Annotated in this window: 7 protein-coding genes; 6 read left to right on the plus strand and 1 reads right to left on the minus strand. The window is 71.2% G+C overall.

The window, feature by feature from the left end; all coding sequences use genetic code 11:
• The first annotated feature begins 266 nt into the window (after positions 1–266).
• The 6 genes from LL648_RS10640 (at position 267) to LL648_RS10665 (ending at position 11325) form a co-directional block, all read left to right on the plus strand.
• Positions 267–812 (plus strand): single-stranded DNA-binding protein, encoded by a 546-nt coding sequence (locus tag LL648_RS10640; protein WP_232662325.1) that lies wholly within the window; start codon positions 267–269, stop codon positions 810–812.
• A gap of 25 nt (positions 813–837) precedes the next feature.
• Entirely contained in the window at positions 838–2514 is a 1677-nt protein-coding gene (gene ettA / locus LL648_RS10645; RefSeq protein WP_232662326.1) for an energy-dependent translational throttle protein EttA, read from the plus strand.
• A gap of 74 nt (positions 2515–2588) precedes the next feature.
• A complete protein-coding gene (locus LL648_RS10650; protein ID WP_232662327.1) occupies positions 2589–5375 on the plus strand; it encodes a hypothetical protein in 2787 nt (928 codons plus the stop codon).
• Between the two features lie 120 nt (positions 5376–5495).
• Positions 5496–10250 carry an NAD-glutamate dehydrogenase gene (locus LL648_RS10655; RefSeq protein WP_232662328.1) on the plus strand — a complete coding sequence of 1585 codons (4755 nt, stop codon included), beginning with the start codon at positions 5496–5498 and terminating at the stop codon, positions 10248–10250.
• Positions 10251–10670: an acyl-CoA thioesterase gene (locus LL648_RS10660; protein WP_232662329.1), complete on the plus strand. Its 420-nt coding sequence runs from the start codon at positions 10251–10253 to the stop codon at positions 10668–10670. It abuts the gene before it with no gap.
• A 31-nt stretch (positions 10671–10701) separates the two neighbouring features.
• Entirely contained in the window at positions 10702–11325 is a 624-nt protein-coding gene (locus LL648_RS10665) for a hypothetical protein (protein WP_232662330.1), read from the plus strand.
• Between the two features lie 27 nt (positions 11326–11352).
• Here LL648_RS10665 and LL648_RS10670 read toward each other — a convergent pair whose 3' ends face one another.
• Positions 11353–12921 carry an alpha-amylase family glycosyl hydrolase gene (locus LL648_RS10670; protein WP_232662331.1) on the minus strand — a complete coding sequence of 523 codons (1569 nt, stop codon included), beginning with the start codon at positions 12919–12921 and terminating at the stop codon, positions 11353–11355.
• Positions 12922–12935 lie beyond the last annotated feature (14 nt).

The following is a 12935-nucleotide window of genomic DNA, read 5'->3' on the forward strand; positions in this document are numbered from 1 at the left end:
GGGAGAGTAGGTCGCCGCCGACATCAAACATCAACACCAAGAGTGGGCCCCGCCGATCAGGCGGGGCCCACTTTTTTTGTGCCGTTTTTCTGGTGCCCTTTTCCTGGGCCCGTACCACGCGGCACCGACAATCTCGGCTCGGTGCCGGGAAGTTGTCCACCTCGGTGGTCGTTCATCCACAGTTCTCAGTTCGTCCGTCGGCGCCGGGTTCGGCGGGCGAGACTTGACCTCGAAGGCTCGAAAGGCTCGAACCGAGGAGGTCGGCGATGAACCAGAACCACGTGATGGTGGTCGGCAGGGTGTGCAGCGAGATCACGATGTCGAAGGTCGGCGACGGGATACCGCGTGCGACGTTCCGGATCGCGACCAACGATCGCAAGTTCGACAAGAAGACCGGTGCGTGGGTCGATGGTCCGACGGTGTTCTTGCCCGTGACTTGTTGGCGTGGGCAGGCGGAGAACGTGGGGAAGTCGCTGTCGATGGGTGATCCGATCGTCGTCCACGGCCGGCTCTATCCACACGTCTACGACCGCGACGGCCGGCAGGGATCGGTGTTGACGCTCGACGCGAGCGTGATCGGACCGGATCTGACGTGGTGCACGGTGTCGGTGGCTCGTGTCCGGCGTCGCGGAGGCGAGGGCCGCGGCGGTGGCAACGTTGGCGGCAGCGTTGGCGGCGATGAACCGGTAGCAGCCGGCGTTGCACAGCTGCATTCGCCGGCCGAGCGGGGTGTCGAGGAGGTCGGCGAGCCCGAGTGGAGCTCCGGTCCGCTGGTGCGACCGTCCGAGCGTGAGGTGGCCGTCAGTGCCTGAGGGGGTCGCAACTACCATCATGCACGTGGCGGAGTTCATCTACAGCATGCAGAAGGTCCGTAAGGCCCACGGCGACAAGGTCATCCTCGACAATGTGTCGTTGAACTTCCTGCCCGGTGCGAAGATCGGTGTGGTCGGGCCGAACGGGGCCGGCAAGTCCACCGTCCTGAAGATCATGGCGGGCCTGGAGCAAGCGAACAACGGCGATGCCCTGCTGGCGCCCGGCGCAACGGTCGGGATCCTTCAGCAGGAGCCGCCGTTGAACGAGGAGAAGACCGTCCTCGGCAACGTCGAGGAGGGTCTCGGCGAGATCAAGCTGCAGCTCGACCGCTACAACGAGATCGCCGAGCTGATGGCGACCGACTACTCCGACGCGTTGATGGAGGAGATGGGTCAGCTCCAGGAGATCCTCGACCACAACGACGCGTGGGAGCTCGACTCCCAGCTCGAGCAGGCGATGGACGCACTGCGGTGCCCGCCGCCGGATTCTCCTGTCACGCAGCTCTCCGGCGGTGAGCGTCGCCGGGTGGCGCTGTGCAAGCTGCTGCTGAGCAAGCCCGATCTGCTGCTGCTCGACGAGCCGACCAACCACCTCGACGCCGAGAGCGTGCTCTGGCTCGAGCAGCACCTCGCCGCCTACCCGGGCGCGATCCTCGCGGTCACGCACGACAGGTACTTCCTCGACAACGTCGCTCAGTGGATCATGGAGCTGGACCGTGGCCGGGCGATCGGCTACGAGGGCAACTACTCCACCTACCTGGAGAAGAAGGCCGAGCGGCTCGCGGTGCAGGGGCGCAAGGATGCCAAGCTGCAGAAGCGGCTCGCCGACGAGCTGGCGTGGGTGCGGTCCGGTGCGAAGGCGCGGCAGGCGAAGAGTCGGGCCCGCCTGCAGCGGTACGAGGAGATGGCGGCCGAGGCCGAGTCGCACCGCAAGCTCGACTTCGAGGAGATCCAGATCCCGGCCGGCCCGCGCCTCGGCAGCGTGGTCGTCGAGGTGGATCACCTCGACAAGGGCTTCGACGACCGGATCCTGATCAAGGACCTGTCGTTCACGCTTCCCCGCAACGGGATCGTCGGTGTCATCGGACCGAACGGCGTCGGCAAGACCACCCTGTTCAAGACGATCGTCGGGCTGGAGAAGCCGGATTCCGGCAGTGTGAAGGTCGGCGAGACGGTGGCGCTGTCCTACGTCGACCAGAACCGCTCGGGCATCGACCCGAAGAAGACGGTCTGGGAGGTCGTCTCCGACGGGCTCGACCACATCAAGGTCGGGCAGAGCGAGATGCCGTCGAGGGCGTACGTGGCCGCGTTCGGCTTCAAGGGGCCCGATCAGCAGAAGCCGGCCGGTGTGCTCTCCGGTGGCGAGCGCAACCGCCTCAACCTGGCGCTGACGCTCAAGCTGGGCGGCAACCTGATCCTGCTCGACGAGCCGACGAACGACCTCGACGTCGAGACGCTGTCGTCGCTGGAGAACGCTCTCGAGCAGTTCCCCGGCTGCGCCGTGGTGATCTCCCACGACCGGTGGTTCCTCGACCGCGTGGTCACCCACATCCTCGCGTGGGAGGGCACCGACGACAATCCGGCGGCGTGGTTCTGGTTCGAGGGCAACTTCGAGGCGTACGAGGCCAACAAGGTGCAACGCCTCGGAGTGGAGGCCGCGCGACCGCACCGAGTGACGCATCGTAAACTGACTCGTGACTGAGAGCGATTCTTCGCCCAAAGGATGATCACGGTCGACTCCGCCGTGGGAGGCTCGGATCGTCAGCAGGAGGACAGGTGGGCGCGACGCGTTCGAGCACGACAGCGGTCGAGTCGGGCCTCGGGGCCGAAGGTGACCTGATCGCTGCGGCTGAGTCGCTGCGATGGTCCCGACCGGATCTCACAGCCGCACTGGCCGACCACGTGGTGGAGACGGTTGATGCCGAGGTGCATCGCGAGGTGTGGCTGGCCGCTGCCGGTTGGGCGGTGCACGCGCGGTCGGTGACCGGTGATGGCCGTGTTGTTGCGGCTGAGCTGCTGGAGACCGTCAACAAGTGGGGGCCGGGCGCGCTGCTCGCTCCGGCTGCCTACCGGCTGCGGGTGGAGCTGGCGATGCTGGCGCTCGCGGCGGGTGAGATCGACGACGCGCGGGCGCTGGTCGGCCCGGTGGTGTCGGCCGGTGTCAGCGCGGAGCTGCGGGCCGACGCGTACTGCGCGTTGGCGCGCTGCGCCGCAGAGGATGCTCCCGCGGAGGTGGCCGAGGCCCTGCGCGGTGCCGAGTCGGCGTGGGGTGATGTCGAGGGTTCGCGGGCCGAGCTCGCGTCGGCCGCGACCGCGCTGGTCTCCGCCGCGACGGCGCGACGGGCCGGCAAGGCGGCGGTTGCGGTGGCGAAGGCGGCGGACGGGCTCGACCGGCTCAACCGTGGGCGCGGTCGCAAGCTGCACACGCCCTCGGCGCACCTGGCCGCGGCGCTCGCCGCGGAGTGGATCTCGGCGCTGCTCGATTCCGGCAGGGTCGAGGAGGCGCACGCGGGATGCGCGCCGCTCGAACCGCGGTTGCGGGAGAACGCCCGGCCCACCCGGCAGGTCGTCCGGCTCCGGCTCGCCGTGGCGCGCACCTTGGCCACCGGCGCTGCCGATGCCACGGAGATGCTCGAGCGGGCCGCTCGGGAGGCCACCGAGAGCGATGCGCCCGATCTGGAGTGGGTGTGCTGCTCGGCGTTGGGGGCGCTGCACGAGAAGTCGGGCTACGTCGAGATCGCGCTCGAGTCGATGCGGTTGGCGGTCGCCGCGCAGATGCGCGACACGAAGCGGGCGAACAAGTTCGTCGGAGCGTTGCAGGACGTGCTCACCGAGGAGCCCGTGCCGGCGCCCGGTCCGGCTCCGGAGCTCGCTGTGGAACGGACGGTCGTCCTGCCGGCGGTACGGCGCGAGCCGGCGAGTCCCACGCCGGCACCGGCAGCTCAGTCTGCTCCGCCGGCGGGCAAGCCGGCTGCGGCCGGGCCCGCCCCGACCAACGGGCGGTCGAAGGCCTCGCCCGGGCCGGCGAACGGGCTCGGCGACGGGGTGAAGGACCGCAGCAGCAAGGGGCGGCGGTCGGCCGACGCCGCGCTGCAGGAGCTGGCCAAGATGCAGGGTCTGTCGTGGCTCGCGGCCAGCGTCAACGCCGACTCCAAGCGAGCCGGCTCCCGGCGGGCCGAGCCCGAGCCGACACCGACACCGACACAGACACAGACGGCGCCGGCATCGGTGCGGCCGTCGGCGACGGCCGCCGAGGAGAAGACTCGCAAGGAGACGCCCGAGCCGGCGAAGGCGACGAACGGGTCGTCGGCAGGAGCCGCTCAGAGCGGTCGTCGTCACCGGCGTGCTGCCGACCCGTGGACGACGGGACAGTGGACACCCACCCCGCGAGGCGGCCGGCAGGGCGCCGACAACGCCGCCAACGCCGACAGCGCCGACGATGAGCAGCCCGCGCCACGGGTCACCAACGGCGGCGGGCGGCGACGCAAGCCGGATCCCGAGCCCGAGCAGTTGCCGGAGGTGGCCACGCTGTCGGTGCCCCAGTCGGCGGTGGAGCGGACGAGTCAGCTCCGCGCCGCGCGGGAAGACCCCGACGGCTGGCTCCAGGCCGCGCTCGCCGAGCTCGACCGCGTGTGGGGCGAGAGCCCGCCGGAGCCGGTGCGGCCCAGCCCGACAGTCCGCGCCAAGCCCGTTCCGAAGATCGTCTCGCAGCCGAAGGTCGAGCCGGTCGCCGAACCGGCCCGTGAGCCGGTTCGCGATCCCATCGGGGAGTCGGTGGGCTGTTCCGTTGTCGTCGACGTGTCCCGCGACGGAAGGCGGTTCGCCGGCCCGCGACCGGCGGCCGTGATCCGGGCCATCGCGGAACGGCTCAGCGGTCGCATCCCGGAGGGGGCCCGGCTGCGCCACGGCGATTCCGACGCGCTCTCGATCCTGCTGCCCGGCTGGGAACGCATCGCGGCAACCCGGTGGATGCACAGCACGATGCCCGAGGTCATGGAGTCGTTCGAGGCGGAGGACGAGCTGCCGGGTGCGCAGCTGCGGGCCGCCGTGCACGACGTCGACGGCCAGGTGGGCGCTCAGCTCCTGCAGCGCATCGACCCGCCACGGCCCAGCGGCACCATCGCGTCCAACGGCCCGAGCTCCAACGGCTCCAACGGTTCGAAGGCTGCGAACGGCACGTCCCGGCCCCCGGCGCCGGCACCACGCAACCGGCCCGACCCGCTGACCGATCCGCTCACCGGACCGTTGCCGGAGCTCGACGACCTGCCGGCCCCCGGCGCCGACGGTGGTGGCGGACGTCACGAGGTGCCGCGAAGCGAAAGCTCGGGGTCGGAGAAGGCACAAAGCGCGCAGACAGCGGGCGGGCGGCGTCACCGGGAGGCCGCCGAGGAGCCGGCAGCGAGACCGGCGCCGCCGGCGGTGGCCCCTGCCGCACCGGCACCTGAATCGAAGCGTCCAGCACCGGAGCCGTCGCAGCCGGAGCCGGAGGCTCCGACATCTACCGAAGGGCTCGGTCTCGCCGACCTGCTCGCAGGCGCGCTCGCCGCATACCGGGGTATCTAGGAACGCCGGTGCAGCCCCATTAGGCCGATCCGACGGGTTCGTTCCACGCCACGCCGGCCCGGCTAGTGTGACGAGGTCCGTCCCCCACACGGTGATCACCGCCGATACCCGGAGCTGCATGTGACCAGCCGGCCCACAGACGACAACGCTGTCCCTGCGCCGGAGCCAGACGCGCTCAGCGCGCTCTACGCTCGGCATTCGCCCGACCTGCAGGACGCTTCGGGGGCGCCGGCACCGTCGTTGCGTGCCGCTGCGGAAGCGCACCTGCGCCTCGCGGCCAGCCGACCGCAAGGTGAGCCGCTGATCCGGGTGCGCGACGCCGCTGGCGACATCGAATCGGAAGGGCCGAGCGGGCCCGTCGTCGAGATCGTCACCGACGACATGCCTTTCCTGGTCGGCTCCGTCCTGCTGATCATCGGGAAGCTCGGTGGGGAGGCCCTGCGGGTCATCCACCCCATCGTGGTCGTGCGCCGCACCCCCGAGGGTGCGCTGACGGAGGTGCTCACCGATGCCGACCCGGCCGAGCCGCCGCACGATGCGATCGTCGAGTCGTGGATCCACCTGGACCTCGCCCCGCTGACGACGCCCAACATCGAGCTGGAGAAAGCTCTCGCGCACGTGCTGCGCGACGTGCGTGAGGTCGTGCAGGATTCGGCTCCGATGGAGCGGGCCGCCCGCCAGCTGGCCGACCGGCTTCCGGCGCTGCCGTCGACTGCCCGCGGCACCCAGCCCGGTGAGGTCGCGAAGCTGCTGCGCTGGCTCGCCGACGGCCACTTCACGTTCATCGGGTACCGCCGCTACACGATCGACCCGAACCAGCCGGAGAAGCTGACGTCGGTGCCGGGATCGGGCCTGGGTGTGCTGCGCGACGACTCCTACACGGGTGCCGAGTTCGCGCCGCGGGTCGACGCGATCGAGCGCTCGCAGGACATGCTGGTGATCACCAGGGCGAACGCCCCGAGCCCGCTGAAACCCGTGCACCCGTACTACCTGGCGATCACCACCGTCGACGGTGCCGGCCGTCCGAACGGCGAGGAGCGGTTCCTCGGCACGCTGACGGTGCCGGCGCTGTACGAGAGCGTGCTCGACATCCCGGTGGTGGAGCGCAGGGTGCGCGGCGCGATCCACAAGGCCGGATTCCCGCTGGAGTCGTACTCGGGCCAGCAGATGCTCGAGGTGATCTCCGGGCTGCCCCGCGAGGAGCTGTTCAGCGCCACCGGGCAGCGCCTGCACGACACCGCCGTCGGAGTGCTCGCGGTGGCCGGGCGCCGTGCGGTGCGGCTGTTCCTGCGGCCCGACCCGTACAAGCGGTTCATCAGCTGCCTCGTTTACCTGCCGCGCGACCGGTACACGACGTCGTCGCGCCTCGCGATGGCCGACCTGCTGCAGAGCCGGCTGGGCGGGTGGTCGGTCGACCACACCGCGCGGGTGTCGGAGTCGCGGCTCGCGCTCGTGCACTTCACCGTGCACACGGAGAAGGACGCCGCCGGGTTCGGCGACGTCGACGTGATCGCGTTGCAGGACGAGCTGACGGAGGCCGTCCGCACGTGGGACGACCGGCTGCTCTCGGCGCCGGGCGGCGCGGCGGTGGCGACGCAGCTGCCGCGGATCCCGGAGACCTACAAGGCCGCGGTCGGGCCGAACAAGGCGGCCGAGGACCTCGCGCGGATCGCGGAGCTGCGCGAGCCGGGTGACTTCCGGGTGCGGCTGCACGCCACCGGCGAGGGTGACAAGGACCGCCGGTTCACCTTCTACCTGGCGGGCGGGCCGGCGACGCTGACGGCGGTGCTCCCGCTGCTGCAGCAGCTCGGTGTCGACGTGCTCGACGAGCGCCCGTTCGAGTTCGCGCGGGCCGACGGCCTGCCCGTGTACATGTACGACTTCGGGATCCGGCTCGACGACGCGACGCGCAGCGCCGTCGAGGGGCGTCCCGAGGCAGAGGTGGAGCGCGGCTTCTGCTCGGCCTTCAGCGCCGCTTGGCGCGGCGACGCGGAGACCGATCGGTTCTCGGCGCTGGTGCTGCGCGCCGACCTGCCGTGGCGCGAGGTGGCAGTGCTGCGCGCCTACGCACGGTATGCGCGCCAGCTGGGCAGCCCCTACGGGGCGCAGTACATGGCCGACACGCTGCTGGCACAGCCGGCGGTGGCACGCGGGCTGGCGAAGCTGTTCACCGCCCGGTTCGACCCCGCACTCGGCGACGACCGGGCAGCGGCCGTCGAGGCGGCGCTCGCCGAGGTCGGTGGCCTGATCGACTCGGTGACCGGGCTGGACGCCGACCGGATCCTGCGCGGCTACCTAGGGATGATCACCGCGACGCTGCGGACGAACTTCTTCCGCGAGCGCCCGTTCATCTCCTTCAAGATCGACCCGTCCGGTGTGCCGGACATGCCCGCCCCGCGCCCGAAGTTCGAGATCTTCGTGTACTCGCCGCGGGTGGAGGGTGTGCACCTGCGGTTCGGCGCGGTCGCACGAGGCGGTCTGCGCTGGTCGGACCGCCCGCAGGACTACCGCACGGAGATCCTCGGCCTCGTCAAGGCGCAGGCGGTGAAGAACGCGGTGATCGTCCCGGTCGGCGCGAAGGGCGGGTTCTACGTCCGCAACGCCGCCGCGGGGCCCGAGGAGGTCGAGGCCTGCTACCGGATGTTCATCTCGGGGCTGCTCGACGTCACTGACAACCTCGTGACGCACCAGGACGGCACCACCGAGACCGTGCCGCCGCCGGACGTCGTGCGCCACGACGGCGACGACTCGTACCTGGTCGTGGCCGCGGACAAGGGCACGGCGAAGTTCTCCGACACGGCGAACGAGGTCGCGGCGTCCTACGGGTTCTGGCTCGGCGACGCCTTCGCGTCGGGCGGTTCGGTCGGCTACGACCACAAGGCGATGGGCATCACGGCGAAGGGCGCGTGGGAGAGCGTCAAGCGGCACTTCCGCGAGCTGGGTGTCGACACGCAGTCCGAGGAGTTCACGGTCGTCGGTGTCGGCGACATGAGCGGCGACGTGTTCGGCAACGGCATGCTGCTCTCGCGGCACATCCGGCTGCTCGCCGCGTTCGACCACCGGCATGTGTTCGTCGACCCGAACCCCGACGCCGCGCGCTCCTACGCCGAGCGGGAGCGCATGTTCGCGTTGCCGCGGTCGTCCTGGGACGACTACGACCGCTCGGTGATCAGTGAGGGTGGCGGGGTGTGGCCGCGCACGGCCAAGTCGGTGCCGATCGGGCCGGAGATCCGCTCGGCGCTCGGCCTCGCCGACGACGTCGTGAAGCTGAGCCCGCCCGATCTGATCGCGGCGATCCTGCGTGCGCCCGCCGACCTGCTGTGGAACGGCGGGATCGGCACCTACGTGAAGGCGAAGGAGGAGTCGCACGCCGACGCCGGCGACAAGGCGAACGACGCCGTGCGGGCCAACGGCTCCGAGCTGCGGGTCAAGGTGGTCGGCGAAGGTGGCAACCTCGGGTTGACGCAGCGGGGCCGGATCGAGTTCGCCCGCAACGGCGGCAAGATCAATACTGACGCGATCGACAACTCGGCGGGCGTCGACTGCTCCGATCACGAGGTCAACATCAAGATCCTGCTCGATCGGCTGGTGACCGCCGGCGAGCTGGACAAGGACGTCCGCAAGGCCGTGCTCGTCGAGATGACCGACGAGGTCGGCGAGCTGGTGCTGGCCGACAACCGCGACCAGAACCTCGTGCTCGGTGTCGGCCGGGCGCACGCTGCGGCGATGGTGAGCGTGCACGGCCGGCTCACGTCCGACCTGGAGAACCGGCACGGCCTCGACCGCGAGCTGGAGGTCCTGCCCGACGATGCCGGCTTCGCGGCGTTGGAGGCGGCCGGAGCCGGCCTGACCAGCCCCGAGCTGAGCACGTTGCTCGCGCACACGAAGCTGGATCTGACCGCGCGGCTGCTGGCGACGGAGCTGCCGGACGCCCCGGCGTTCGCGGAGCGGCTGCCGGAGTACTTCCCGCGCCCCATGCGCGAGCGCTTTTCCACGGCGATCGGCAAGCACCCGCTGCGCCGCGAGATCGTCACGACGATGCTGGTCAACGAGATGATCGACGGCGCCGGCATGTCGTACGTCTTCCGGCTCGGCGAGGAGCTCTCGGCCACGCCGACCGACGCCGTGCGGGCGTACGCGGTGACGACGGCGGTGTTCGACCTGCCGGCGCTGTGGAACGAGCTGCGCCAGCCGAGCATCCCGACCGGTGTGTCCGACGAGATCATGTTGGAGACGCGGCGGCTGCTCGACAGGGTCTCGCGCTGGTTCCTGACGAACCGGCCGCAGCCGCTCGCGGTGGCCGCGACCACATCGCGATTCGCGGAGGCGGTTCGCGAGCTGCGCGCACAGCTGCCGAAGCTGCTGCGCGGGCGCGAGCTGGCGTTCGTCGAGATGAAGGCGGCCGAGCTGCGGGCGGCGGGCATCGAGCCCGACTGCGCGATGCGGTCGGCGGCGTTGATCTACGGGTACGGCCTGCTGGACGTCGTCGAGCTGACCGAGCTGTCCGAGCGCGACCGCGAGCCGCGCGACCCCATGGAGGTGGCCGCGCTCTACTACGGCATCTCCGAGCACCTCGGCATCGATATCGCTCTGACCTCGGTGAGCGCGCTGGAGCGTGGCGACCGGTGGCACGCGTTGGCGAGGCTGGCGCTGCGCGACGACCTGTACGGGTCGTTGCGGGCGATCACGCTCGACGCGTTGCGGGAAGCGGCGCCGGGCACGTCGGTCGAGTCGGCGATTGCGCAGTGGGAGAAGGCCAACGCGTTGCGGCTTGTGCGCGCGCGGGCGGCGCTGCAGGAGGTCGGCTCCGCAGGTCAGATGGACCTCGCAACGCTGTCCGTGGTGTCGCGGCAGCTGCGTGGATTGGCGCGCTGAGTGGCCCGCTTCGTCACGCAGGTGCCGCTGCGCTGGACCGACCAGGACCCGTACCAGCACGTGAACCATGCCCGCGCGGTGACGCTGCTGGAGGAGGCGCGGATCACGCTCTTCTTCGACACCGCCACCGCGATGGGCATCGGCGGCTTTGCGGGCGGTCTGCTCGTCGCGGGGCTGAACGTCGTGTACCGCAAGCAGATCTCCTACCGCGCCGAGCCGCTGCGTGTGGCGATGTGGATCGACGAGCTACGCGCCGCGTCGTTCCGGATCCACTACGCGCTGCACGACGGGCCTGACGTGGACGACCCGGTTGCAGTCGACGCGTGGACGCGGATGGCGACGTTCGACCTGCAGGCGCAGCGGCCGCGCCGGCTCACCGCGGAGGAACGGGTGTTCCTCGGCAAATGGGAGGACGCATGAGCGACGTTCGCGAGCGAATCGTCGGTGCCGCATGAGCTCGCTCACCGTGCCCGACTCGGCGGAGCGCAACGACCTCGGCTCGTTCATCGCGCGGGTCGTGCGGCTCGACCAGATGGCCACCGCCCGCCTGCAAGGCGTTGACGGTCGGGTCGTGGTGTGGGCGTCCACGCCCTTCGACGTGCTGGCCACCCGGTCGGTGCACGGCACCGTCGAACCCGCCGACGTCACCGTGCCGGCCGCGGCGCTGCTCACGGCGCTCACCGTCGAACGGGCCCAGACCGTCGACCCCGGCGCGGGTGGGCTCTGGCAGGGCGAGCTGCCCCCGCCGGCCGGCTGGTCGACCGTCGACGAGGTGCCGGCTGCCGAGGTGGAAGGCCTCACCGAGCGCGGGCTGGCGGTGGCGCGGGAGAACGCCGGGCCGCTGGGCCCGCCGGCGTCGCTGCTCGACCAGACCGTGCTGACCGTCCAGGGCGGCGCCGGCCCGGCGGTCCGGGTGCCGTTGCGCTGCCTGTTCGCGCTCTCCGGGATGGGCTTCGTCGGCGACGAAGGCGGCGCGGTGCGGGTTTCCGCGACGGGATCGTGGCTGCGCCTCGACGCCCGTTACGGCGCCGTGGTGCGGCGCAGGCTCACCGCGCTACCGCTGCTCGTCGGCTGAGTTCGCTCCGGTCGGGCGGTCGGCCGCTCAGGCGAGCCAGGCCGCGGTGTCGGGCGGCAACATGCCGTTGACCAGCGGACCGGAGCTGAGCAGCACCTCACCCGGCGGGAGCGGCACGGACGCCTTCGACGTGTTCAGCGCGCACACGAGCGTGGAGCCGGCCCGCCGGAAGGCGAGACAGCCGTCGGGCGCGCCGAACCACTCCAGCTCGGAGCCGCCCTTGAACCCGGGGTGGTTGCGGCGCAGCTCGATCGCGCGCCGGTAGAGCGACAGCGTCGACGCCGTGTCCTCCAGCTGCGCGGCCGCGGTGAGCGCGCCGTACTCCGGCGGCATCGGCAGCCACGGCACCCCGGTGGTGAAGCCGTAGCCGGGTTGGCCGCCGTCCCACGGGATCGGGACGCGGTTGGCGTCGCGGCCACGCTCCTTGTGCCCGGAGCGCTCCCACACCGGGTCCTGCAGCGCCTCGTCGGGCAGGTCGACGTCGGGCAGCCCGAGCTCGTCGCCGGTGTAGACGTAGACGGTGCCGGGCAGCGCCAGCAGCACCAACGCCATCGCGCGGGCCCGCGCGCCGCCGGCGGCGCCGCCGCCGTAGCGGCTGGCCGGCCGGGACATGTCGTGGTTGGCGAGCGTCCAGGTCGGGACGGTGCTCGTGGTGGCGACGGCGGCGAGGGTGCGTTCGATGGCTTCCCGGACGGCGGCGGCGTCGAACGGCGCCTTCGCCAGCCGGACGTCGACACCGAGGTGCAACTCGTCGTCGCGCAGGTACTCGGCGAACCGGTTGTCGTCGGCCACCCGCAGCTCCCCGACGGTCATGCGGCCGGGGTAGGCGTCGAGCACGGACCGGATCTTGCGGTGGATCTCGTGGACGCCGGCGTGGTTGAACCGCGGGTCGGCGCGGTCGCCACCGGCGTCGGCGAGCAGCTTGCTGGGCGGGTAGAGCGCGTTGGGCAGGCCCTCGGGCTTGCTCATGCCGTGCGCGACGTCGAGGCGGAACCCGTCGACGCCGCGATCGAGCCAGAACCGCATCGTCTTCTCGAGATCGGCCCAGACCTCGGGGTTCGACCAGTTCAGGTCGGGCTGGTCGGGCGAGAAGAGATGCAGGTACCACTCGCCTTGCCCGCCGTCGGGGTCGGCGACCCTGGTCCACGCCGAGCCGCCGAAGACGCTCTGCCAGTTGTTGGGCGGGTCGTCACCGGTGGCGCCGCGGCCGGGTTTGAAGTGGTAGCGGGCCCGCTCGGGGCTGCCCGGCGCGGAGTCGAGCGCGGCGCGGAACCACTCGTGCTCCGACGACGTGTGGTTGGGCACGAGGTCGACGGTGATCCGCAACGTGTGCTCGTGCGCGGCCTCGACGAGCGCGTCGAACGCGTCGAGGTCGCCGAAGACCGGGTCGACACCACGCGGGTCGGCGACGTCGTAGCCGTGGTCGGCCATGGGCGAGGTGTAGAAGGGCGTCAGCCAGAGCGTGTCGACGCCGAGCAGCTCGAGATATCCCAGGCGCGAACGGATGCCGCCGAGGTCACCGACGCCGTCTCCGTCGCCGTCGGCGAAGCTGCGGACGTAGATCTGGTAGACCACGGCCTCCTGCCACCACTGCACGGCCCGAATCTTGC

This window comes from Pseudonocardia sp. TRM90224 (genome assembly GCF_021245725.1).
Classification (GTDB): Bacteria; Actinomycetota; Actinomycetes; order Mycobacteriales; family Pseudonocardiaceae; genus Pseudonocardia.